Source organism: Halococcus sediminicola, assembly GCF_000755245.1.
Classification (GTDB): Archaea; Halobacteriota; Halobacteria; order Halobacteriales; family Halococcaceae; genus Halococcus; species Halococcus sediminicola.
The window spans coordinates 885,675-910,207 of record NZ_BBMP01000022.1; the positions used below are offsets into that span (position 1 = coordinate 885,675).

Annotated in this window: 21 protein-coding genes; 10 read left to right on the plus strand and 11 right to left on the minus strand. The window is 65.2% G+C overall.

Features of this window, described 5'->3' with window-relative positions; all coding sequences use genetic code 11:
• Positions 1-32 precede the first annotated feature (32 nt).
• A complete protein-coding gene (locus ACP97_RS13845) occupies positions 33-977 on the plus strand; it encodes a formate/nitrite transporter family protein (protein ID WP_049998377.1) in 945 nt (314 codons plus the stop codon).
• Positions 978-981: 4 nt separating this feature from the next.
• Here the strand turns inward: ACP97_RS13845 and ACP97_RS13850 are convergent, their stop codons facing one another.
• The 8 genes from ACP97_RS13850 to gatB form a co-directional block, all read right to left on the minus strand.
• Positions 982-2,169, minus strand: a complete 1,188-nt coding sequence (locus ACP97_RS13850) for an inorganic phosphate transporter (RefSeq protein WP_049998378.1) — start codon at positions 2,167-2,169, stop codon at positions 982-984.
• Positions 2,169-2,330: a hypothetical protein gene (locus ACP97_RS19955; protein ID WP_154020008.1), complete on the minus strand. Its 162-nt coding sequence runs from the start codon at positions 2,328-2,330 to the stop codon at positions 2,169-2,171. The genes ACP97_RS13850 and ACP97_RS19955 overlap by 1 nt, the downstream gene beginning before the upstream one ends.
• Complete coding sequence (gene aspS, locus ACP97_RS13855) at positions 2,330-3,631, minus strand: aspartate--tRNA(Asn) ligase (RefSeq protein WP_049998379.1); 1,302 nt, start codon at positions 3,629-3,631, stop codon at positions 2,330-2,332. The genes ACP97_RS19955 and aspS overlap by 1 nt, the downstream gene beginning before the upstream one ends.
• 47 nt (positions 3,632-3,678) lie before the next feature.
• On the minus strand, positions 3,679-3,954 hold the full coding sequence (locus tag ACP97_RS13860; RefSeq protein WP_049998380.1) for an amphi-Trp domain-containing protein: 276 nt from the start codon (positions 3,952-3,954) through the stop codon (positions 3,679-3,681).
• A gap of 70 nt (positions 3,955-4,024) precedes the next feature.
• Positions 4,025-4,729 carry a phosphoglycerol geranylgeranyltransferase gene (locus ACP97_RS13865; RefSeq protein WP_049998381.1) on the minus strand — a complete coding sequence of 235 codons (705 nt, stop codon included), beginning with the start codon at positions 4,727-4,729 and terminating at the stop codon, positions 4,025-4,027.
• A gap of 54 nt (positions 4,730-4,783) precedes the next feature.
• Complete coding sequence (locus ACP97_RS13870; protein ID WP_049998382.1) at positions 4,784-7,267, minus strand: DNA topoisomerase I; 2,484 nt, start codon at positions 7,265-7,267, stop codon at positions 4,784-4,786.
• A gap of 68 nt (positions 7,268-7,335) precedes the next feature.
• Entirely contained in the window at positions 7,336-8,502 is a 1,167-nt protein-coding gene (trpB, locus tag ACP97_RS13875) for a tryptophan synthase subunit beta (RefSeq protein ID WP_049998383.1), read from the minus strand.
• 65 nt (positions 8,503-8,567) lie between these two features.
• On the minus strand, positions 8,568-10,061 hold the full coding sequence (gene gatB, locus ACP97_RS13880) for an Asp-tRNA(Asn)/Glu-tRNA(Gln) amidotransferase subunit GatB (RefSeq protein WP_049998384.1): 1,494 nt from the start codon (positions 10,059-10,061) through the stop codon (positions 8,568-8,570).
• A 130-nt stretch (positions 10,062-10,191) separates the two neighbouring features.
• On the opposite strand from gatB, the gene ACP97_RS13885 reads away from it, so the two are divergent.
• From ACP97_RS13885 to ACP97_RS13895, 3 genes are read left to right on the plus strand one after another with little or no spacing between them, the layout of a single operon-like run.
• Positions 10,192-10,458, plus strand: a complete 267-nt coding sequence (locus ACP97_RS13885) for a DUF7518 family protein (RefSeq protein ID WP_049998385.1) — start codon at positions 10,192-10,194, stop codon at positions 10,456-10,458.
• A gap of 18 nt (positions 10,459-10,476) precedes the next feature.
• Entirely contained in the window at positions 10,477-14,043 is a 3,567-nt protein-coding gene (gene smc / locus ACP97_RS13890) for a chromosome segregation protein SMC (RefSeq protein ID WP_049998386.1), read from the plus strand.
• A complete protein-coding gene (locus tag ACP97_RS13895) occupies positions 14,036-14,854 on the plus strand; it encodes a segregation/condensation protein A (protein WP_049998387.1) in 819 nt (272 codons plus the stop codon). The genes smc and ACP97_RS13895 overlap by 8 nt, the downstream gene beginning before the upstream one ends.
• A gap of 306 nt (positions 14,855-15,160) precedes the next feature.
• On the opposite strand, the gene ACP97_RS13900 is transcribed toward ACP97_RS13895, so the two are convergent.
• From ACP97_RS13900 to ACP97_RS13910, 3 genes are read right to left on the minus strand one after another with little or no spacing between them, the layout of a single operon-like run.
• The gene (locus ACP97_RS13900; RefSeq protein WP_049998388.1) at positions 15,161-15,739 is read right to left on the minus strand and encodes a type 1 glutamine amidotransferase domain-containing protein; all 579 of its coding nucleotides are present in this window, start codon (positions 15,737-15,739) and stop codon (positions 15,161-15,163) included.
• 55 nt (positions 15,740-15,794) lie between these two features.
• Positions 15,795-16,670 (minus strand): S-methyl-5'-thioadenosine phosphorylase, encoded by an 876-nt coding sequence (mtnP, locus tag ACP97_RS13905; RefSeq protein WP_049998389.1) that lies wholly within the window; start codon positions 16,668-16,670, stop codon positions 15,795-15,797.
• Positions 16,667-17,365 (minus strand): phosphoribosyltransferase, encoded by a 699-nt coding sequence (locus ACP97_RS13910; protein ID WP_049998390.1) that lies wholly within the window; start codon positions 17,363-17,365, stop codon positions 16,667-16,669. The genes mtnP and ACP97_RS13910 overlap by 4 nt, the downstream gene beginning before the upstream one ends.
• 126 nt (positions 17,366-17,491) lie before the next feature.
• Here ACP97_RS13910 and ppsA point away from each other — a divergent pair, with 126 nt between their 5' ends.
• From ppsA to ACP97_RS13940, 6 genes are all read left to right on the plus strand, one after another.
• Complete coding sequence (gene ppsA / locus ACP97_RS13915) at positions 17,492-19,759, plus strand: pyruvate, water dikinase (RefSeq protein ID WP_049998391.1); 2,268 nt, start codon at positions 17,492-17,494, stop codon at positions 19,757-19,759.
• Positions 19,760-19,842: 83 nt separating this feature from the next.
• Positions 19,843-20,901 carry a tyrosine decarboxylase MfnA gene (gene mfnA / locus ACP97_RS13920; RefSeq protein ID WP_049998392.1) on the plus strand — a complete coding sequence of 353 codons (1,059 nt, stop codon included), beginning with the start codon at positions 19,843-19,845 and terminating at the stop codon, positions 20,899-20,901.
• A gap of 25 nt (positions 20,902-20,926) precedes the next feature.
• A complete protein-coding gene (locus ACP97_RS13925) occupies positions 20,927-21,508 on the plus strand; it encodes a YqaA family protein (protein ID WP_049998393.1) in 582 nt (193 codons plus the stop codon).
• Positions 21,509-21,573: 65 nt separating this feature from the next.
• A complete protein-coding gene (gene metG / locus ACP97_RS13930) occupies positions 21,574-23,622 on the plus strand; it encodes a methionine--tRNA ligase (protein ID WP_049998394.1) in 2,049 nt (682 codons plus the stop codon).
• Positions 23,623-23,663: 41 nt separating this feature from the next.
• The gene (locus ACP97_RS13935; protein ID WP_049998395.1) at positions 23,664-23,855 is read left to right on the plus strand and encodes a DUF7312 domain-containing protein; all 192 of its coding nucleotides are present in this window, start codon (positions 23,664-23,666) and stop codon (positions 23,853-23,855) included.
• A 43-nt stretch (positions 23,856-23,898) separates the two neighbouring features.
• Positions 23,899-24,501, plus strand: coding sequence for an NfeD family protein (locus ACP97_RS13940; RefSeq protein WP_202593613.1), 603 nt, complete (start codon positions 23,899-23,901; stop codon positions 24,499-24,501).
• The last annotated feature ends 32 nt before the right edge of the window (positions 24,502-24,533 follow it).

The following is a 24,533-nucleotide window of genomic DNA, read 5'->3' on the forward strand; positions in this document are numbered from 1 at the left end:
CCCCGGTCGCTGCCATCCTCGCATCCATTCGTATGAGTGACGACACGCCCGACGAGGCAGTGATACGCGAATCGACCGGCCACGCCGAATCGGGTGCACCCACGGCCGGCTGGGCGACCGGCGATCGATTCTCCTCCGAGGAGGTCTTCCAGCGCATCGTCGCCAGCGCCGACGAGGAAGTCTCCACTGGAACCCGCGAACTGCTGTTCAGCGGGCTGGCGGCCGGCTTCGCCATCGTGCTCACCTTCCTCGCTCACGCCGTCGTGAGCGCCGCATTCCCGAACAACGCACTGGTCGGCTCGCTGCTCTATCCCATCGGCTTCATGTACATCATCCTCGGGCGCTATCAGCTCTACACCGAGAACACCCTGCCGCCCGTAGCGCTCCTGTTGACACGGCTCGCGAGCTTGCCGCTGGTGGCCCGCGTCTGGACGGTCGTCCTCGTCGGCAACGTCCTCGGGGCGGCCCTCGGCGCGTTCGTCCTCGCCAACACGCACGTGCTCTCGCCGGCGGCGATGGCTGCGGGGGTGGAGTTCACGAAATCGGGTCTCGACACCGCGTGGTGGGACGTCTTCTACAAGGCGCTGTTCGCTGGGTGGCTCGTCGCTGGCGTCGTCTGGCTCGACCACGCGGTTCGGGATTCGGTCACGCGCCTGCTGCTCATCTACGTCGTCTTCTACACCATCTCGGTGACCGAACTCTACCACGTCGTCACGAGCGCCGCCGACGCGCTCTTTTACGTGTTCGTCGGCGAGGGTGCGCTCCTCGCCGTGGCCTACGAGTTCTGGCTCCCGGTACTGCTCGGTAACACCATCGGTGGCGTCGTGCTGGTCGCGCTCGTCAACTACGGACAGGCCGAACGCCAACGCTTCCCCGAGATCCGCGAGCTATCGACCCGGGAGTGGCTGTTCAGCTGGCGCGGCGGCCGCGAGCGCGCCCCGATCGACGTCGAGGATACCGGATCGGAGGGCAGCTGAGGCTTCAGAGCAACTCGACGACGGTTATCACGGCATACCCGGCACCGAGCGCGAGCGCGAGCGACCCGATCCACGCGAGCACCGTGTTGAGCATCTTACGCTTGCTGACGCCCGCCCCACCGGCCGCGAAACCGCTGCCGACCACCGCGCTGACGATAATCTCGTTGAAGGATACGGGAATGCCGAACACCACGGCGACCTGCGCGATGGCGAACGAGGGGATGAGTGCGGCGATCGACCGCCGCGGGCCGAGCGAGGAGTAGTCCTGCGCGATGGCCTTGATCATCCGTGGCGCGCCCATCCACGACCCTGCGAGCAGGCCGAATCCACCGAACGCGAGCAGCGCGAACAGCGATATCGTGATCGGCAGCGAGGTCCCGTTGACCGCCGCGAGCAGCGGTCCCACGGCCAAGCCGACCTGACTCCCGCCGGCCGAAAACGCTACCAGCGCGCCGAGTGCGAGCAGGAAGTGTTGCTCGGCACCTTCGACGCCCGATCCGAGGTCCCAGACGAGCGCGCCCGCGACCAGCAAAGCGATCGCGAGCGAGACGACGATCTGCCCGATCGTCGGCGAGACCGGGAGGCCCGCCGTTGTGGCCACGGCGATGGACGCACCCGATCCCGAACCGAGCAGCGTGAAAGGGATGTTGGCGACGATGAGGCCGACGAGCGCCCCGAGGACCGGGATGGTGTAGCGCTCGGGAACCGCCTCGTGACGGAGCACGCGCGCGGTGACGTAGGCGATGCCGCCGCCGACGAACGGCGTGAGCACCCACAGCGTGCCGATCTCGGTGTATTTCGCCCACACCGGACTGCCGCCGAGTCCGAGCCCGACGCCGACGACCGCGCCCGTCACGGTGAACGCCGTCGCGATCGGATACCCAGTAAAAATACCGACCGCGACCAACCCGGCCGCGAGCAGCAGTAACACCGTCGCGGCGGTCGGCGAGAGCGTGAGACCGCCCACCAATCCCGTCCCCACAGCGTCGGCGACGTTCGCGCCTTGGAGGATCGCTCCGAGGAGTCCGAGGATCCCAACGAGAAAGCCTGCGCGCATCACCGAGATGGCCCGCGCGCCCACCGCGGGTGCGAAGGGGGTCGACCCCGACGAGCCAGCGCCGATGGTCCACGCCATGAACAGGCTGGCGAACACCGCCACGGCGAGTATTACCACTGTGCCGAGTGCCGCCATCAGTCGGCTCCTCGACCGCGCCGGGAACCATCCATACCGACCGCGCGCCGTTCGGTTGTATCGGTCATCGACAACGGCAACGACCGCCGCGGACAAACGTCCGTGGCCGGCGACCGCATGGTGTCGTCGTGTTCGCCGTCGAGGCTCACGAGAGCGCTCACTACGGACTCAGTCGCTGACGATCACGCGGGAACAACACTGCCTCGCGGATGTTCGGGAGGTCGAGCATCGTCATCACGAGGCGCTCGCCGCCGATGGCCCAGCCGGCGTGCGGTGGCATCCCGTATCGGAACATCTTCGTGTAGTACTCGAAGGCCTCGGGGTCCAGTCCCTGGGCCTCGAACCCCTCGACGAGGTGGTCGTATCGGTGTTCACGCTGACCCCCCGAGACGAGTTCCATGTCGGGGGCCATCAGGTCGAATCCCGTCGAAAGCTCCGCATCGTCGTCGTAGTCCTTGATGTAGAACGGCTTGATCTCGCTCGGCCAGTCGGTGACGAAGTAGTGGCCGCCCACGTCGTTTCCAAGAGCTTTCTCGCCTTCGGTGGGCAAATCGTCGCCCCACACCAGTTGCGTATCGAGTTCGCCGGTGGCGTTGATGCGCTCGATAGCTTCTTCGTACGTGAGCCGCGGGAACGATTCCTCGGGAACGTCGAAATCCTCGTAGCCCAGAGTTTCCAACGCCTCGGCGCAGTTTGCGGCGACGCCCTCGTAGGCCGCTTTGACGACCTGCTCGCAGGCGTCCATCGCCTCCTCGTGGTCGATGAACGCGCTCTCGAAGTCGATCGAGGTCGCCTCGTTCAGGTGCCGGGGCGTGTTGTGCTCCTCGGCGCGGAAGATCGGACCGACCTCGAAGACGCGTTCGAGCCCGCTGCCGACCATCAGCTGCTTGAAGAGCTGTGGCGACTGGTTCATGAACGCCTCCCGGCCGAAGTAGGTGATCGGGAACAATTCAGTCCCGCCCTCGGTGCCCGTGGCGACGATCTTCGGCGTCGTGATCTCCGTACAGTCCAACCCGCGGAACGCCTCGCGCGCGCTCCGGAGGACCTCGGCACGGATCTCGAAGACCGCCTTGGCTTCCTCGCGGCGCAAATCGAGCGTGCGGTTGTCGAGTCTCGTGGGCAGTTCGGCGTCGACCTTCCCCGAGGGGTCGAGCGGGAGTTCGGGGTCAGCGGGCGCGAGCACCTCCACAGTATCGGGCACGATTTCGACACCGGTTGGCGCGCGCTCCTCCTCTTCGACCGCACCGGTGACCGATACGACGCTCTCGCGCGGCACTTCGGTGCCGGTTTCGACGAGGTCGTCGTCCATCGCGTCCTTCTCGAATTTGACCTGAATCTTCCCAGTCCTGTCGCGGACGATGAGGAAGGCGATGCCACCCAGATCGCGGATCTCGTGTGCCCAGCCGGCGACCCGAACCTCTTCGCCCGGCTCGGCTCTCGCAGTAGTCGTTCGGTCGTTCATGTACGGGGATGCGCAGCGGCGGTCTTAAACGCCGTCGTTTCTCCCGCTCAGTCGATGGTGAGCGGTCCGTCCCCGCCACCGTCCGCGCCCTCGTCCCATTCGAGTTCGAACTCGACGCTCATCTCGGTGCTCCCATTAGTTTCGCGTTCGGCCTTGACCTCGAAAGTCGGTCGTGCGGGCGGGGCGAGCGTCACGCGCTGGTCGCCGGCTTCGAGCGCGATCTCCTCGCCGGCGTCGAGTCTGTCCGCCACCGTCCGCAGGTAGGCCGCAACGTCGGCGCGGTCCATCGATCGCTCGGTCTCGAAGAGTACCTCCTCGGGCATGGCATCAGTATCGCGCCGCGCGTATAGAAAGGGTTCGCATCCGCCGGACGTATCGCCTCGCTTCCAATTTCTACGGGGCGTCCGTCGCGCCGCGAACGGTCTCCCGCACGGCATCGACGCCAACATCGTGAACGAGATCGCCGACGACGATCGTATCGGCGTGTGCGCCCATTTCGCGTGCGGAGTCGTAGTCGTGGATGCCACCACCATAAAAGAGGGTCGCGTCGTCGAGCGCATCGCCCGCCGCGGCCACGATGTCCGGGTCGCCGAACGTGCCGGAGTATTCGATGTAGACGATGTCTTGCCCGAACATCCGCTCGGCGATTTCGGCGTAGGCCGCGACGTCCGTGGCATCGAGGTCGCAGTCTGCTTGGGTGTATTCGGCCACCGAGGAGTCGGGGTTGAGAACGATGTACGCCTCGGTGTGGGTGCGTGCCCAGTCGATGTCGTGGTCCGAGCGAACCCACTCCTTGTGCGCACCGGTCATCCACGCGATGTCGCCGGCGTTGAACACGATGGGCACGAGATAGCCGTCGAGGCTGGCGGCGTGGACCACGGTCCCGGGGTGGCTTGGTTCGATGTACAGCGGGACGTCCTCTTTCGCACAGGCGTCGACGACCGCCTGCATCTTCTCCTCGGTCATCCCGGTCGTCCCGCCGACCTCGATGGCGTCCGTTCCCGTGCGACAGACGTCCTCGTAGCTCTCGCCATCGACGAGTGACTTGTCGGGGTCGATCTTCACGATGTGGTCCCACTCGGTCCACGGCGCACTCATAGGATTGCAGACCCGAGCGCCGCCTAAACGTCTTCCGTAATCGGTCGGTTCCCGTCAGTCGGCCTTCGCTTGCCACGTCCGGACGTTCTCGGCGCTCACACCTTGTACGGCGTCGGCCACCGAATCGGCCTCGCTCTCCCGGAGGTCGTCGAGGCTCTCGATGCCGACCGCCGCCAGTTTCTCGACGGTCTTCTCGCCGACCCCATCGAGATCCACGAGATCGCCGACCGACTGGCGAGCCTGGTACTCGTGGTAGTTGCAGATCGGACAGCCGAGCTCCCAGGGCTCGTCGCCGTTCTGTACTACCAGTTCGGGCAGGTCGTGCTCGTCGCAGAACTCGTCGGTGACCTCGATCTCACCGCGCCGCGGGAGGGGGAGCGAATACTCGCAGTCGGGATAGCGCGTGCAGCCGACGAGCCGCGAGCCGGTCCTGAGGGTTTTGATGGCGAGTTCGCCGTCGTGCTCCGAACCGCATTCGGGACATTCCCCAATAATTCGGTCGGCCTCGGCGTCGGCCTCCTCGGCGGCACAGAGCGGACAGCCATGAACGAACGTGCTCCGGCCGTCGAGCATCTTCACTTTCCGGAGATCGTGTTCGTCGCAGGTCTCGTCGAGGATCAGCGGCTCGCCCGCCGAGGGAAGGGGGAGCGTGAACTCGCAGTCGGGATAGCCGTCACAGCCAACAAAAGAAGACCCGTGACGGCTCTTTCGCACGAGCAGGTCCGCGCCGCAGTCGGGACACGGTCCGAGGGTTTTGTCGGCCTTGAGTGATTTGCGGAGATGTTCGCCGACCGCCTCGCGTGAGTCGTGGAGCGCGTCGAACACAGTCGAGAGCATCTCCCGCGATTCCTGGGTAACGTCCTCCAGGCCTGTCTCGCCGTCGGCGATGGCGGCCATGTCGGTTTCGAGCTGGCTCGTCATCTCCTCGCTCACCACGCGGTCGGCGTACTGCTCGGCCGCCTCGACGACCGCTTCGGCGAGCTTCGTGGGGCGGGGCGGGTCGCTCTCGATGTAGCCCCGGTCGTAGAGCTTTTCGATGGTGTTGTGTCGAGTGGCTTTCGTGCCGATGCCCATCTGCTCCATGCGCTCGATGAGTCTGGATTGGCCGCGCCGGCGCGGTGGCTGGGTCTCCTTCTCCTCCGAACGCACGTCCTGGATGGGCAACTCCTCACCTTCTTCGAGCTCCGGCACGTGGTTCTCGGAGGTGTTGAAATACGGATAGACGGCGTGATAGCCCGGTTCGACGAGTCGCTTGCCGTTGGCCTTCAGGTGGTGCTCGCCGACGGTGGCCGTTACCTTGAGATGCTCCCACTCGGCGGGGTCGGCGACGGTGGCGAAGAAGCGCCTGACGACCAGTTCGTAGATCTCGCGTTCGTCGTCGCCGAGTTCGGACGCCGACGGGAGTTCGCCCGTGGGGTGGATCGGCGGGTGGTCGGTCGTCTCCTCGTCGCCCTCGGTGGGGACGATCTCCTCGATGTCCAGCAGAGCCTCCGCATCGTCGCCGAACTCGCGGTGGCTCGTGAGCTCTTTCAGCAGTTCCTCGATGTCGAGGTCGTCGGGGTACACAGTATTATCGGTTCGCGGATAGGTGACGTAGCCCGCGGTGTAGAGTTCCTCGGCGAGGCTCATCGCCCGCTGAGCCGAGTAGCCGAGCGAACTCGCCGCGCGGATGTACTGGGTGGTGTTGAACGGATGGGGTGGGTCGTCGGTCCGGGTGCGACGACTGACGTCTTGGACCGTCGCCGCGCTCGCCGCGCCGAGGGCGTCGTACACCCGTTCTGCGACTGATTCGTCCCAGAGACGGTCGGTGCCGCGCCCTTCCTCGCGGTCGAAATACTGGACCTCGAAGGCGGTCTCGTCCTTGAGGAGGTCGCAGAACAGCTCCCAGTACGTCTCGGGATCGAATTTCTGGATCTTCCGCTCGCGGTCGACGATGAGTTTGAGGGTCGGCGACTGGACACGGCCGACGCTGATGAAGTCGTTGCCGCGCTGTTTGGCCGTCAGCGAGAGGAATCGTGTCAGCGCCGCGCCCCACACGAGGTCGATCTCCTGTCTGGCCTCGCCGGCCGCCGCGAGATCGTAATCGAGGTCGTCGAGATTATTGAACGCCTCGCGCACCTCGCGCTCGGCGAACGAGGAAAACCGTGCGCGCTTGATCGGTGCGTCGGAGACCTCGCGGACGATGTCGGCGGCCTCCTTACCGATCAGTTCACCCTCGCGGTCGTAGTCGGTGGCGATGATGACGCCGTCGGCATCCCTCGCGAGCAGCCTGAGCGTGCGGACGATGTTCTCGCGGCTCTCGTGGGGTTCGACCACGACGTCGGCGTCGAGCAGTTCGACGGGTTCGACGTCGCGCCAGTTCGCGTATTCGGGCGGGAAGTCGTTCTCGACGACGTGGCCCGAGAGGCCGACGCAGCGCCGCCCGCCCCACTTGTAGACGTTGACACCGTTGCGTCGCTCGACGTCGGCGCTGCCCTCGCTCAGGATTGCGGCGATGTTGCTCGCGGCGGTCTCCTTTTCGGTTATCAGTAGTTCCATCGGACACCACCCATCATTGGCGGCGATACGCCGATACGGCTTCTAAACCTTTCGCAGACGCGAGCGGTTCAGCCGAGGTCGAACTCCTCCGCGGCGGTCGCCATGTCCTTGTCGCCGCGCCCGCTCAGGTTCACCAGGATCGAGTCGTGATCGTCGGCGATTTCCCGTGTGAGCGCGAGCGCGTGAGCGGTTTCGAGTGCCGGGATGATGCCTTCGGTCTCGCTCAGTTCACGGAAGGCCGCGAGCGCATCCTCGTCGGGCACCGCGCGGTACTCACACCGCCCGACCGCGCGGAACATCGCGTGTTCGGGACCGACACCGGGATAATCGAGCCCGGCCGAAATCGAGTGGACCTCGATCTCGTCGTCGAGTACTCGTGTACGCATCCCGTGGAGCGCGCCGTCGGTGCCCGCCGCGAGCGGTGCGGCGTGACGGGTCGAATCACCGCCCTCGCCGCCACCCTCCGCGCCGTAGAACTGCACGGGATCGTCGCGGAAGGCGTCGAACAGTCCCATCGCGTTCGACCCGCCGCCGACGCAGGCGACCGCCGCATCCGGCAGGCTGCCCGTTCGCTCGCGGAACTGGTCGCGTGCCTCGCGGCCGATGACCGACTGGAACTCCCGCACCATCCGCGGGAATGGGTCCGGGCCGACGACCGACCCCACGAGATAGTGAGTGTCGTCGACGTTCGCGGCGAAATCCTCCAGCGCGGCGTCGACCGCGTCCGCGAGGCCCGCCCCGCCCCGGGTCACCTCGTTGACCTCCGCGCCCATCAGCCGCATCCTGAAGACGTTCATCCGCTGGCGCGCGATGTCCTTTTCGCCCATGTAGATCTCGGTGTCCATGTCGAACAGCGCGCCGACCATCGCGGTCGCGGTGCCGTGCTGGCCCGCGCCGGTCTCGGCGATGAGTCGGGACTTGCCCGCCCGCTCGGCGAGCAGCGCCTGGCCGACGGCGTTGTTGATCTTGTGCGCCCCACCGTGCAGGAGGTCCTCGCGCTTGAGGTAGATCTCGGCCCCGTAGCGCTCCGAGAGGCGCTCGGCGTGGAAGAGCGGCGTTGGTCGCCCCGCGAAGTTTTCGAGGATCGAGTGGAACTCCGCGCGGAAGTCGTCGGTCGTGGCGATTTCGTCGAACGCATCGGCGAGTTCCTGGAGCGGATCCACGAGCGGGTCGGGCACGTGGCGGCCCCCGTAGCCCTCGAACTCGCCGACGTGCTCCGCGTCATCGTTGCTCATCGTATCTCGACAGTACACAGTAGCGCACAAATGTGTACCGGCCTTCGGCGGCCGCCACTCGACCGTCAGCCGTCGAGTTCCACTCGAAGTGTCTGGTTCACCGTGCCGGGGTCGGCGCTCCCACCCGTGGACTGCATGACCTGCCCTACCAAGAAATTGAGTGCGCCGTCCTCGCCGGCGTGATAGTCCTCGACCGCTTCGGGGTTCTCCTCGATGGCCGCCGCGACGGCGCTCTCGATTTCGTCCTCATCCGTGGTTCCGAGTCCCTCGCGCTCGACCACTTCGTCCGGCGACAGCCCCTCGTCGAGCATCGCCCGCAACACGACCTCCTCCGCGTTCTTCTCGGTGATCTCGTCAGTCTCGGCGAGTTCGATGAGATGGTGGAATTCGTCGCGTCGCCCCTCGACGTCGGCGATAGCCATGTCGCGGTAGTTGAGTTCACCCAGTAAGGTGTCGGCGACCCACGACGCCGCCACGTCGGGATCGAAGCGGTCGGCCACCTGCTCGTAGAAGTCCGCGACCTCGCGGGTGGAGGTGAGTTTTCGGGCCGCGGCGGGTGTGAGGCTGTACTCCTCGGCGAAGCGCTCGCGGCGGGCGTCGGGGAGTTCGGGGATTTCCACCTCTTCGGCCCAGTCGCTGACACGGAGCACGGGGAGGTCGGCCTCGGCGAAATATCGGTAATCCTTCTCGTCCTCCTTCGAGCGCATCGAGACGGTCACACCCCGGGATTCGTCCCAGTGGCGAGTCTCCTGTTCGATGGTCCTCTCGCGCTGGAGGGCGTTTTTCTGTCGCGTCACCTCGTAGGCGAGCGCCTGCTCGGCCCCCTTGTGACTGGAGATGTTCTTCACTTCGGTGCGGTTGGCCGCCGCGAGCGCGTCCGGCCCGATCGCGCCGTCGGCGTCGACTTCCGACTCGGGGACGAGCGAGATGTTCGCGTCGATGCGCAGTGACCCATCCCGACTGCTGTCGAAGATGCCGAGGTAGTCGAGTACCTCCTCCAGTTTGGCGAGGAAGGCACGGACCTCGTCGGGACTCCTGAAGTCGGGTTCGGTGACGATCTCCATCAGCGGGACGCCCGCGCGGTTGTAGTCGACTCTGGTGTATTCGGCGCTGTCGATGCCGCCACCCCCGCCAGCGTGCTGGAGGCTGCCGGGGTCCTCCTCCAAATGTGCGCGCTCGATGGCGATGGTGCGTTCGTCGTTTTCGACCGTGACCGTGAGTTCGCCGTCCTGACAGAGCGGCGAGTCGTACTGGGTGATCTGAAAGTTTTTCGGGAGATCGGGATAGTAGTAGTTCTTCCGGTGGAAGTGGCTTTCCTCGGGCACGTCGGCGTCGATGGCTGCCGCGAGTTTGAGCGCGCCCTCGACGGCCGCCTCGTTCAGGGTGGGGAGCGCGCCCGGCAGGCCGAGACAGGTCGGACACGTATGAGAATTCGGTTCACTGTCCTCGAAATCCGTGCTACAGCTACAGAACACCTTGGTCTCGGTCTCGAGCTGGACGTGGACCTCCAGCCCGATGACGACGCTGTGTTCGCTGGCACTGGCGGCGTGGGTGCTCATTGTCGCCTCTATCCGGCCGCGCCCGCTAAAACATGACGCCATCGCCGCCCGCGAAACCCCATCCCATAAACATCAATTTGTATATATTTGTCTGACGCACGTTTATGCCCACGGAACGCCGCCATCGGCCATGAGCGGCAACCGCGTCGAGCAACTCGAATCGCGCGTCGAAGAACTCGAAGCCTCCATCTCCGGCCTCACTGACGAACTGATGCAGACGAAATCACGCCTCGCCGACCTCGAAGACGAGGCAGGCGACGAGTACATTGAGGCCGGCGTCGGCTCCGTCACCGAGAACGGGAACGACGAATCGACCGCAAACGAAGAAGCTAACCCCGCCGAGGACGATTCTGTGGACAACGATTCATCGGAGGCCGACGACATCATCGTCGCGTAGGCCGCCCACGAGCACCCCATGCACATCAAAACGCTCGTCCTAGAGAACTTCAAGAGTTTCGGCCGGAAGACACGAATCCCGTTCTACGAGGATTTCACCACTGTGAGCGGGCCGAACGGCTCCGGCAAGTCGAACATCATCGACGCCGTACTCTTCTGTCTGGGTCTCGCCCGCACCCGCGGGATTCGTGCCAGAAAACTCACCGACCTCATCTACAACCCCGGCCACGAGGAGGGTGGGGAGTCGGGTGGCGGCGTTCGGGAAGCGAGCGTCGAGGTGGTGCTCGACAACGCCGAACGGACGCTCGCACGCGCGGAGGTCGAGAGCGCCGCCGGCTCCGAGGACGTCGGTGACGTCGACGAGATCACCATCAAGCGCCGCGTCAAACAGACCGAGGACAACTACTACTCGTACTACTATCTGAACGGTCGCTCGGTCAATCTCTCGGACATCCAGGATCTGCTCGCACAGGCCGGCGTCACGCCCGAGGGGTACAACGTCGTGATGCAGGGCGACGTCACGGGGATCATCAACATGACCGCCGGCGAGCGCCGGGAGATCATCGACGAGATCGCCGGCGTGGCGGCCTTCGACGCGAAAAAAGAGGACGCCTTCGAGGAGTTGGCAGTCGTCGAGGAGCGCATCGACGAGGCCGAACTTCGCATCGGGGAGAAAGAGGAACGCTTGGAGCAGTTGGCGGACGAACGCGAGACGGCACTCGAATACCAGTCGCTGCGCGAGGACAAGGAGGAGTACGAGACCTATCGGAAAGCCGCCGAACTGGAGAAAAAACGGGCCAGCCTCGACTCGACGGATGAGAAAATCGACGAGCGCGAAGGCGAGCTCGAAGACCTCCAGCGCGAACTCGACGAACGGCAGGGCAAGGTATCGCGGCTCGAACAGGAGCTAGAGGAACTCAACGACGAAATCGAGCGCAAGGGCGAGGACGAACAGCTCGCCATCAAGCGCGAGATCGAGGAGATAAAGGGCGAGAAAAGCAGGCTCGAAGATCGAATCGAGAGCACCGAAGAGCGCATCGGGAACGCCGAAAGCGAGCGTCGGCAGGCGTTCGTCGAACTCGACAAGAAACAGGAGGAGGTCGACGACCTCGAAGGCGAGATCCGGAGCGTGAAAGTCGAGAAGTCCTCCATTACGGCCGACATCGAGGACAAGGAGAGCGAGTTAGCAGACGTCGAGACGGAAATCGAGGAGAGCGACACCGCCTACGACGAGGTGAAAGCCGACCTCGCGGAGCGCCGCGAGGCGCTCGAAGCCGAAAAGAGCGCGAAAAACGAAAAACAGCGCGAGCAGGACAGACTGTTGGACGCGGCCCGGCGGCGCTCGACCGAACAGGACGAAAAGGAAGGTGACCTCGACGACACTCGCGAGCGAATCCCCGAGATCGAGGCCGGAATCGACGATCTGGAAGACGAGTTGAGGAAAGCCGAACAGAACGAGGCGAACATCGAGGGCGTCGTCTCGGATCTCACCGACGAAAAACGGGAGCGAGGTGAGGACCTCGACGAGATCGAGGAGGAACTCCGTGCCGCCAAGGACGAGTACGCAAGTCTCGAAGCCAAGACCGACGACAGCGGTTCCTCCTATGGAAGAGCGGTCTCCACGGTTCTCAACGCCGACCTCGATGGCATTCACGGCACGATCGCGCAGTTGGGTGGCGTCCCGAACGAGTACGCGACGGCGTGTGAGACGGCCGCCGGCGGGCGGCTCGCCCACGTCGTGGTCTCGGACGACGGCGTGGGCCAGCAGGCCATCGAGTACCTGAAATCCAGGAACGCGGGTCGGGCGACCTTCCTGCCGATGACGAAGATGCAGCGGCGGTCGGTACCGAGCCGACCCAACAAGCCGGGAGTCGTGGATTTCGCGTACAACCTCGTGGACTTTCCCGACGAGTACGCGGGCGTCTTCTCCTACGTGCTCGGCAGTACCTTAGTCGTCGAGGACATGGAGACCGCCCGCGAGTTGATGGGCGACTACCGACTCGTGACGCTCGACGGCGAACTCGTCGAGAAGAGCGGCGCCATGACCGGTGGGTCGCGTAGCGGGTCGCGCTACTCATTCGAGTCGAGCGCGGGCCAGCTAGAGCGCGTCGCCGACCGCATCACCGACCTCGAAGAGCGCCGCCGCGACGTTCAAGAAGAGGTTCGGGACGTCGAGAGCCGGCTTGACGACGCGCGCGAGCGCCGGTCGGCGGCCGCAGAGCAGGTCCGCGACATCGAAAACGACATCGAACAGAAAGAACGCGAGCGCGAAGCGGTCGAATCGCGTATCGACGACTTCGAAGACGACATCGAGGAAATCGAGGCGGCCCGCGAGGAGGTCGACGCGGAGATGCAGAGTCTGGAGGCCGATATCGCCGACCACGACGAGGCAATCGCGGCCATCGAAGGCGACATCGAGGAGTTGGAGTCCGAACTCGAAGACTCGGACATTCCGGAACTCACGAGCGAAGCCGACGAAATCGAGGGGACAATCGACGATCTCGAAGACCGCCTCGACGACCTCGATGGCCAGTTGAACGAACTGCAACTGCAAAAGCAGTACGCCGAGGAGTCGATCGACGACCTCCACGAGAAGATCGAAAGCGCCCAGAACCGCAAGGCCGAGGGCGAAGAGCGCATCGACGACCTCGAAGGGAAGATCGACGAACAGGACGACGAACTCGCCGAGAAGGAAGCCGCCGTCGCCGACCTCGAAGACGAACTCGCCGAACTGAAAGACGAGCGTGCGGAGTTGAAGGGCGAGCTCGCCGACGCGAAGGAAGCCCGCGACGCACAGCGCGAGTCGGTCAACGAAGTCGAGAGCAAACTGGAGAACCTCCGCGAACGCCGCGAGCGACTGGACTGGGAGATCGACGAACTCGAATCGGTCGTCGGCGAGTACGACCCCGACGAGATTCCCGACCACGAGGAGGTTGAGCGGGAGATCTCGCGCCTGGAGGAGGAGATGGCGGAGTTGGAGCCGGTCAACATGCTCGCCATCGAGGAGTACGACACCGTCGAGGCGGACCTCGACGACCTCACCGACAAGAAAGCCACCCTCACCGACGAGCGCGACGGCATCGAGGAGCGCATCGACTCCTACGAGGCCCAGAAGAGGGAGACGTTCATGGATTCATATGAGGCCATCAACGAGCAGTTCGAGGACATCTTCGAGCGGCTCTCGGCGGGGTCGGGGACCCTGCATTTGAAAGACGAAGACGATCCCTTCGAGGGCGGGCTGACGATGAAGGCCCAGCCGGGCGACAAGCCGATCCAACGGCTCGACGCGATGAGCGGTGGCGAGAAGTCGCTGACGGCGCTCGCCTTTATCTTCGCCATCCAGCGCCACAACCCCGCACCGTTTTATGCGCTCGACGAGGTCGACGCCTTTCTGGATGCAGCGAACGCCGAGCGGGTTGGCGAGTTGGTCGACGAACTCGCCAGCGAGGCACAGTTCATCGTCGTCTCGCACCGCTCGGCGATGCTCGAACGCTCCGAGCGCGCCATCGGCGTGACGATGCAGGGCGACAACGTCTCGGCAGTGACTGGTATCGACCTCGCACAGGAGATGCCCGCCGATGACTGAGGCGGCGGGCGGCGCTGTGGAGGGTGAAGACGAAGAGGTCGAGCCGGTCGAATTACTCGTGAGGCTCGCCGAGGAGGGCGAGATCGAGCCGTGGGACATCGACGTCGTCGAGGTCACGGATGCCTTCCTCGAACGCCTTGACGCCGCCGATCTCCGCACCTCGGGCCGGGCGCTCTTCTATGCGAGCGTGCTCCTCAGGATGAAGAGCGAAGCGCTGCTCGAACCCGCGGAGGAGCCCGAACCCGAAATCAAACCGTGGGAAGGGGGTTACGAACAACCGCCCGAGGAGTTCGGGCCGGATCCGGTGGCCGCGCTCGAAGACGAGATGGATCGCCGGCTCGATCGGAAGGGCGCGCGCGGCACGCCGGAGACGTTGGACGAACTCGTGCGCGAACTCCGTGAGGCCGAGCGCGACTCGTGGTGGAAGGAATCCAGAACCTACGACACCAGCGGCTCACCGAAGGGATTCCAGCGCGGCACCCAGACCCTCGACTACCGCTCGGGCGACGACGTCCGGGTGGACGACGAACCCACCGAGGCCGACGTGACGGGGACTGCGCACGGCGAGGACATCGAAACGACCATCGCCGACGTCCAGCGCGTGCTCCGCAAGCAGTACGACGCCGGGCGCGAGGAAGTGCTCTACGCCGAGATCGACACGGCGGGCGGGTCGCGCGTCGAGACGTTTCTCGCCATCCTCTTCCTCTCACACCGGGGCCACGTCCGCCTCCAGCAGGACGAACTGTTCGATGACCTCTGGGTGCAGAACCCGAGCGCCGACTCCGGCTCGACCGAGGCGATCGCGGACTGAGTGCGGCGTACTCGTCGTCCAACCCACTATGTGCTGCTCGAATCCCCACACACTACCGGCAAAAGACTCATGTCACTTCGTGACATACGTTGACGTGGATCATGACACCCGAACGCATCAGGGAGCGACTCGACGAGACCGACGGCCGAGTCGATATCGAGGCGTTCGTCCGGGCGCTCGAATACGTCCGCGACGACGGCCGACGGTGAGACGATAGCCCGCGGCATCCGCAGGGAGTTAACCGTGAGTCGGCGTCGGTACTGGCGGGTTCGTGAGCCGTGTGAAAAATTCGGTTCGTGATCCGGTTCAGACGTCGTCGGTCTCGCGGTCGTCGTGGGGACCCTCCTCGATCTCCTCGACGACCTTGTCACAGAACGCATCGAGGTCGTCGGGGTTGCGACTGGTCACCAGTCCCTCGTCGACGACGACCTCCTCGTCGACCCACTCGCCGCCCGCGTTGCGGACGTCGGTTTCGAGACTGTGGTAGGAGGTCACTTTCCGGCCGTCGACGACGTCGGCCTCGACCAGTGTCCACGGGCCGTGACAGATGACACAGAGCGGTTTCTCGGTGGCGAAGAAATCGTGGATGAACTCGACCGCATCGTCGTTCCCTCGGAGGGTGTCCGCGCCGACGGTCCCACCAGGAATCACCAAGCCATCGTAGTCCTCGACGGAGACCTCCGAAAACGACTTCTCGACCTCGTAGCTTTCGGCCGGTTCGAGGTCGTCGTTCACCGTCTGGACCTCGCCGGTCTCGGTGCCGATGACCTCGACGCTGGCCCCGGCCTCGGCCACGGCGTCGCGTGGTTCGGTGAACTCGGCTTCCTCGCTGCCGCGCGGTGCGAGGACGATACCGACCGTCTTGCCGTCGAGTGCGTCGCTCATCGTCGGAAGAACGGTCGCCGTCTCCCTATGCTATGGGCTTGCGCTCGCAACGCACTCAGTCGAGATACTCACCCGCGAGCAGCGCGACGCGCTCTCTGGTCTCCGCGGGAATCGTCTCACTCGCGGTGTTGATGGTCCCTTCGAGTGCGTGTGCGCAGTCACAGTCGCGCTCTTCGGGCATCGACTCGATGGCGTTTTCGATGCTCGCGTTGATGCGTTCCTCGTTCGCGGCGGCGTTGTCGAGCACTTCCTCCAGACTCACCTCGCTGTCTTCCTTCCAGACGTCGTAGTCGGTGACGCCGGCGACGGTCGCATAACACAGTTCGGCCTCACGGGCGAGCTTCGCCTCCGGGACGGTGGTCATCCCGACGACGTCCCAGCCCTGTGCGCGGTAGAACTCGCTTTCGGCTCGGGTGGAGTACTGAGGGCCCTCGATGCAGACGTAGGTTCCGCCCCGCTCGACGCCCGCGCCCGCTTGCGCCGTTCCGGAAATTTCGCCGGTCTCCTCGGCTGCTACGGCGAGGTGGTCGGTCATGTGCGGACAGTACGGCTCGGCGAAGCCCATGTGGACGACCATCCCGTCGCCGAAAAAGGTGTACTCGCGGTGGCGCGTCCGGTCGAACAGCCGGTCGGGGATCACGAGCGTCCGCGGCGGGAGGTCCTCGCGGAGGCTCCCCACGGCGTTGGTCGCGAGGATGCGCTCGACGCCGAGGTCCTTCAGGGCGTAGATGTTCGCCCGGTAGGGCACGTCGGTCGGCGAGTGCTCGTGATTCGGGCCGTGTCGCGGGAGGAAGGCGACTTCTCGTCCGTCGACTTCGCCGACCGTGATGGGACCGCTCGGCGTGCCGAAGGGCGTCCCGACCTCCTTTTCGTCCTCCCCGTCGAGGTCGAGTGCCTCGTAGATGCCACTGCCGCCGATGAGACCGATCATCGCTCGTCTCCCGTTTCCAGCAGCCGCCACTCCTCGCCCTCGCGCGCGACGATACCGCGGCGCTCCATTTCGGCGAGCACCTCGGTCATTCTGTTGGGTTGGGCGATCTCCATCTCGATGCGGTCGATGCCGTGGTGTTCGGCGAGCCGGTGGCGGATCTCGTCGATATCCACGCTTGTATCGGGTTCCAGGACGCCGCTCACGAGGTCGGTCATGTCCTCGATGAAGTTCCACGGGTAGACCACCCACGTCCAGCTGTCGAGGTGTTCTCCCACATAATCGGGTTCGAACTCGCTGGTGCCCAACAACTGGACGGTCGCGGTGCGGACGTCGCTCGGGTCGCGGTCGGTCACGTACTCGTGGGCGCGCTCGATGGATCCTCCAGTATCGGCGATGTCGTCGATGATGAGAACGTCCTTGCCCGCGACCGACCCCTCGGGCATCGGATAACGGATCTCGGGCTCGCCGCTTTTGGCAGCGGTTCCCACGTAGTGTTCCATCTTCAGGCTGGTGAGGTCGTCGAGTCCCAGAAAGTCACAGAGACAGCGCCCGGCGAACCAGCCGCCGCGCGCGAGCGCGACGACGACCTCGGGTTCGAAATCAGTAGTCCTGACCTGATCGGCGACCGCCCGGCAGCGGCCGTAGATGTACTCCCAGTTGGTGACGGTGCAGGTGAAGTCCTCGCGCTCTGGCATGGCTCGATTGGAAGACGGGGCCACCCATTAAGTCGTTGTGCTCTGCGTTCGCGGTCCGTGTTAGCACCTGTCGCCATCCTTGGCGGTTCGGAACCTTCTTTATCGACGTTCGTGATTGTGCACCCAATGGCTGTACTCTGGCTGGACGAGGTCGGCAAGGACGACATCGACGCCGTCGGCGGCAAGGGGGCGTCGCTGGGCGAACTCGCCGGTGCTGGCCTGCCAGTCCCGCCGGCGTTCGTCGTCACCGCCGGTACCTACCGCTCGTTCATCGAGGAGACCGGCATCGACGAGGCGCTGTTCGAGGCCGTCGACGTCGATGCCGACGATTCGAGCGCGCTCGCCGCCGCCGAGGCCGAGGCCGAAGACCTCATTCTGGGGACGGAGATGCCCACAGAACTGCGCGAGGAGATCCTCGAAACCTACGGAAACCTCGACGACGGCGAGGCGTTCGTCGCGGTGCGCTCGTCGGCGACCGCCGAAGACCTGCCCGACGCCTCCTTTGCGGGCCAACAGGAGACCTTTCTGAATATCACAGGAGAGAACCTCGTCCAGCGCGTCAAGGAGTGCTGGGCCTCGCTGTTCACCCAGCGAGCGATCTACTACCGCGAACAGCAGGGCTTCGCCCACCGGGACGTCGATATCGCGGTCGTCGTCCAGCGGATGGTCGACGCCGAGAAATCGGGCGTGATGTTCACCTCCCATCCCTCGACTGGCGCGCCCGAACTCATCGTCGAGGCCGCGTGGGGACTCGGCGAGGCCGTCGTCGCGGGCGAGGTCTCGCCCGACAACTACGTCGTCGACCGCGAAGACCGCGACCTCGATTCCGTTACCGTCGCCGACAAGAAGACGATGTGCGTCAAGGACCCCGAGACGGGCGAGACGACGATGGTCGACGTCCCGAGCGAGAAACGCGAGGCGCAGGTGCTCGACGAGGACGAACTCGGGAGTTTGGTCGACATCGGCGAGCAAGTCGAGAGCCACTACGGCGAGCCCCAGGACGTGGAATGGGCGATCATCGACGGCGAGGTCTACATGCTCCAGTCGCGACCCATCACGACCATCGCCGACGACGAGTCGGCGGAGGCGAGTGTCGCCAACGGCGGCGACGCATCCGGATCGAGCGACGACGTGCTGCTCACGGGCCTCGGCGCGAGTCCGGGCATCGCCAGCGGCGCGGTGGCCGTCGTCGACCAGTTGGATCAGTTGGACAAAGTCGGTGAGGGCGACATCATCGTGACCGAGATGACCACGCCCGACATGGTACCGGCGATGAAGCGCGCGAGCGGCATCGTCACTGACGAGGGTGGGATGACCTCCCACGCGGCCATCGTCTCCCGCGAACTCGGCGTCCCGGCCGTGGTCGGCTCCCAGAGCGCGACGAGCACGCTCTCCGACGGGCGGCGCATCACCATCGACGGCGATAAAGGGACGATCCGCGAGGGCGAGGTGGGCGACGGCGAGCGCGACGCCGTCGAGGAAGTCCGCCCGCAATCCCCGGTGAAGCCGATGACCGCGACCGAGGTGAAGGTCAACGTCTCGATTCCGGAGGCCGCAGAGCGGGCCGCCGCGACCGGCGCGGACGGCGTGGGTCTGCTCCGGATGGAGCACATGATCCTCTCGACGAACAAGACCCCTGAAAAATATATCGACGACCACGGCGAGGAGGCCTATATCGAGGAGATCGTCGAGGGGATTCGAGGGGTCGCCGAGGAGTTCTACCCCCGACCGGTGCGCGTGCGCACGCTCGACGCCCCCACCGACGAATTTCGCCAGTTGGAGGGTGGGGAGAGCGAACCCGACGAGCACAACCCCATGTTGGGCTATCGCGGCATCCGGCGCAGCCTCGACAGACCGGACGTCTTCGTCCACGAACTCGAAGCCTTCCGCCAGCTCTACGGGATGGGTTACGACAACGTCGAAGTCATGTTCCCGCTCGTCAACGACGTCGAGGACGTGATTCAGGCACGGAATCTCATGGAGGAGGCCGGTATTGACCCCGACAAGCGCTCGTGGGGCGTGATGATCGAGACGCCCGCCTCGGCGCTCTGTATCGAGGCGATGGCCGATGCGGGCATCGACTTCGCTTCGTTTGGGACGAACGACCTCACCCAGTACACCCTCGCCGTGGACAGAAACAACGGACAGGTCGCCGACCGCTTCGACGAACTCCATCCCGCAATCCTCGAACTCATCGGCCAGACGATCCAGACCTGCCGCGAGAACGACGTCGCGACCAGCATCTGCGGGCAGGCCGGCTCGAAACCACAGATGGTGCAGTTCCTCGTCAACGAGGGCGTCTCCTCGATCTCGGCGAACATCGACGCCGTCCGCGACGTTCAACACGAGGTCAAGCGCGTCGAGCAGAAACTCGTCCTCGACACCGTTCGGTAACACTCGGTTTCCATCGTTCGCTCTCACGCTCGCGTTGCGAGCGGATACACAACGGCTAAACCCGTGAGTTTCCAGCAGCAAGTATGCAGCGGGCCACCCCGCAGGATTTCTCCCGTGTCCTCTCCTCGATGTGTACGGAGCCACATCCCGTGGCGCGTACGGCCGCCGAACGCTTTCTGGCGACCAATCCCGGCGACCCCGCCACCTACGAGACGGTCGCCGACATCGAGCGCGAGGTCGTCGCAACCCTCGGCGAACTCGTCGACCTGTCGGAACCGGCAGGCTACGTCACCAGCGGCGGCAGCGAGGCGAACATCCAGGCGCTGCGCATCGCGCGCAACCGCGCCGACACGAGCGAACCGAACGTGGTCGCGCCCGCAAGCGTCCACTTCAGTTTCCGGAAGGCCGCCGGCGTGCTCGGTCTCGAACTCCGCACCGCGCCGCTCGACGATCACCGGGCCAATACGACGGCGATGGCCGAACTGATCGACGACGATACTATCGCCGTGGTCGGCGTCGCCGGCAGTACCGAATATGGGAGGGTGGACCCGATCCCGACGATCGCGGCGCTGGCCGACGAGGCGGGAGCGCTCTGTCACGTCGATGCGGCGTGGGGCGGCTTTCAACTGCCTTTCACCGACCACGAGTGGAACTTCGCCGACGCGCGGGTCGACACGATGACTATCGACCCGCACAAACTGGGGCGGGCAGTCGTGCCGGCTGGCGGGTTGCTCGCCCGATCCGACGAACTGCTCGACGCGCTCGCCGTCGCAACCCCGTATCTCGAATCGCGCTCGCAGGCGACGCTGACGGGCACACGCAGCGGGGCGGGCGTGGCCGGCGCTCGCGCGGCACTCGATGCCCTGTGGCCCGATGGCTATCGCGAACAGGCCGCCTCGATCCAGGCGAACGCCGACTGGCTCGCCGCCGAACTCAAAGCGCGTGGCTATCCCGTGGTCGACCCCGAACTGCCGTTGGTTGCCGCCGAAATTCCTGAAGAGACGTTCGAGGCACTCAGAGGGATTGGCTGGCGGATTTCACGCACGGCGAGCGACGAACTCCGCGTGGTCTGCATGCCCCACGTCACCCGCGAAACCCTCGCATCGTTCCTCGCCGATCTCGACGAGTACGATAACACTTAGAAGGCGGACGCGCGCACGGGCGGTAGTGACGCTTCTCCCGACGGCTGCGTCGGTCCCGACCGGCGGTATCGTGGCCCTCCCGCTCCAGTTCGGTGGTCTCGAAGCCGCCGTCGAGACCGCAACCGGTCCCCTCGGACTCCTCATCATCGCGGCGTACTCGTTTCTCATCGCCATCGTGCTCCCGCTGCCGAGCGAGATCGTCCTCGCCGCGCCGCTGAACCTCGGGTTGCCCGAAATCGGCGACCTCGCGCTTATCGTGCTCGTCAGCGGGGTCGGGAAAGCCGCCGGGAGCGTCGTCGCCTTCCGACTCGGCCACGAGGCCAAACGCCAGTCGGGGCCCGTCCTCGACCGGCTTCGGGATTCGCGCTTCGACATCGTCGAGTGGTCCGAGAGACGAACCGTGCAACTCGCCCGGGAGTACGGCTACATCGGGCTTGCGATCGCGTTGACGGTGCCGTTTTTCCCCGATACGCTCTCCATCTATGCGTTCACCGTTCTCGAAGAGAACTACACGAAGTTCGCCGCCGCCACTTTCGTCGGCAGTGCCGGTCGATTGATACTCGTCGCTGGCGTGCTCGCGCCGTTTTTCGCCGGAGTCGGTCTCTGAGTGCACCACAACCGCTATCGACGCGAAAGCGGCGGGCTTTAGGGTTCCATGCCGATAGCGAGCATATGAGCCACGAGGAGTTCCCCACCGAGAACCCGGCGGTCGTCACCTGCGGGCTGCCGTACGCCAACGGCGACCTACACGTGGGCCACCTCCGGACCTACGTCGGCGGCGACGCCTTCACGCGCGCGCTTCGCAAACTCGGCCAGCGGACGGCGTTCGTCTCGGGATCGGACATGCACGGCACGCCCGTCGCGGTCAATGCGTGGGAGGAGGGCGTCACGCCCGAAGAGTTCGCGCTGCGCCATCACGAGAAGTACGAGGAGACGTTCCCGAAGTTCGACATCGAGTTCGACCACTACGGCCACACGGCCGAGGATACCAATGTGGAACTCACCCAGCGGTTCGTCCGCGAACTCGACGAGAAGGGGTACGTCTACGAGCGCGAGATCGAGGTCGCGTGGGACCCCGAGGAGGGCCAAGCGCTGCCCGACAGATACGTCGAGGGGACCTGTCCGTACTGCGGCGAGCACGCCCGCGGCGACGAGTGTGACGAGGGCTGTGGCCGCCACCTCGAACCGGGCGAGATCGAGGACCCGACCAGCGTGATCACGGGCAACCCCGCCGAGTACCGCACCCGCGAACACAAGTTCCTGCGCCTCTCGGAGTTTCAGGACTACTTGGGCGAGTTCATCGACCGGATGGAGGGGACCGCGAACGCGAAGAACCAGCCCCGCGAGTGGATCGAGGGCGAACTCCAGGACTGGTGTATCACGCGGGACATGGACTGGGGCATCGACTATCCCGGCGCGGAGGACCTCGTGCTCTACGTGTGGGTCGACGCACCCATCGAGTACGTATCGAGCACGAAACAGTACACAGAGCGCGTCGGGAGTGAGACGTTCGATTGGGAGCAAGCGTGGCAGGAGTCGGGTGAACTCGTCCACGTCATCGGGCGGGACATCATCCAGCATCATACCGTGTTCTGGCCCGCAATGCTCCGGGGGGTCGAGTATCAGGAACCCCGGTCGGTGATGGCAAGCGGGTTCGTCAACCTCGACGGCAAGGGTTTCTCGACCAGTCGCAATCGCGCCGTCTGGGTCGACGACTATCTCGACGAGGGCTTCGACCCGGACCTCTATCGCTACTACATCACGACTGGCACGGGCTTCCAGCAGGACATCGACTTCTCGTGGGAGAAGTTCGCCGAGCGGGTCAACGGCGAACTCGTCGGCACTCTGGGGAACTTCCTCTATCGCTCGCTGCTCTTTGCCCACCGCAACTACGGGGGAACGCCCGAGGGCGAGGTGAGCGAGGAGGTCCGCGAGCGCATCGAAGGAGCGATGGACGAGTTTCGGGAGGGTGTCAACGACTACTCCGTGCGGGCGGTCGGGCAGTCGGCAGTGAAACTCGCGGGGTTCGGCAACGAGTACATCCAGCGTCACGAACCGTGGAACGCCGAGGACCCCGAGCGCGCGGCGGTCATCCGCGACTGTGTGCAGCTCTCGAAGGCCGTCGCGGTGCTCGCAGAACCCATCATGCCGGGCATGGCCGAACGACTCTGGGACCAACTCGACGAGAAGGGATCGGTCCACGAGACCGCACTCGACGGGGCGCTCGATGCCCCACCCACGGAATTCGACGCGCCCGACGAACCGTTCGAGCACATTGACGAGGAGCGCGTCGCGGAACTGAACGAGAAACTGGAGGCGCAGATCGCCGCCGCTGGCGAGAGTGAAGCGACCGATGCGGACGGCTCCGAGGATGCCCGGACCGATTCCGAAGCGCTCGCCGACGAGCGCATCGGTTTCGAAGCGTTTCAGGACCTCGACGTCCGGGTCGGCGAGGTCGTCTCTGCGGAGGGCATCGACGGCGCGGACGACCTCGCGCGACTAGAGGTCGATCTCGGGCTGGAGACGCGCCAGATCGTCGCCGGCATCAAACAGCTCCACGACCTCGACGGCCTGGCGGGCGAGCGGGTGGTCGTGTTGGCGAACATCGAGCGGACAGAATTATTCGGCGTCGAAAGTAATGGTATGGTGCTCGCGGCCGGCGACGAGGCCGACCTGTTGACCACTCACAGCGACAGTCCGCCGGGAACGAAGATCCGCTGAGCGGGCGGCAGCCATTTCAGGCTGGATGCCCGTGAGAGGGTATGGCGGACGAATGGAAGTACGCCGTCGAGGACTTCGAAGACGACGGTGACGACGCAAGCGAGGGGCGTGCGACGGACGTCTTCGGCGAGGGTGGTCCGGGCGACCTCGAACCCGGATCGCCCTCGTTCGAGAACACGCTGTTCGTGCTGGTCGGCGTCGCCATCGCACTGTTCGTCCTCCTCGGCGTCTGACATACACCCAACAGTTAATCCCGTCCCGCGCTAACGAACGACCATGACGCTGGCACTCGGCGGTTCGCCGCTGATCATCTCGCTCCCGGTCCTCCAGATGGCCGACATCCTCCTGGAGCAGCTGCCGCTGGTGCTCGTGATCGCCGGTCTCGGATTGATGGGCGCCGAGGCGCTCGCGCCCGGTGCACACTTCGTCGTCTTGGGGGTTGCGCTGCTGTTCGCCGGGTTGGTCGGACTGGCGCTCGGGGCCTTCCTCGGCCCGGTCGTGCTCGCGGTCGTGCTCGCGGTGCTCGTCCTCGCCAGCGGCGCGGGGGCCTTTTACGGCTATCGTGAACTCGATCTCTATGGGGGGAAGGGAGCCGGCAAGACGAGCGATTCGGCCGCACTCCGTGGCAAGACGGGCCACACAACCGAGCGTGTGACTCGCACGGGTGGGGAGGTAAAACTCGACGAGGGGGGATTCAACCCCTACTACGCCGCCCGTGCGCTCGATGGCGAAATCCCCGCGGGCGAACCCGTGATGGTGACCGACCCCGGCGGGGGCAACGTCGTCACCGTCGAAGCGCTTTCGACCGTGGAAGACGACATCGACCGCGCGCTCGCTCGCGGGCGCGATGTCGACGACCCGGAGCGCGAAACCGCCTGACGAAACCGCTCGACCGAACCCTTATGTTCCCA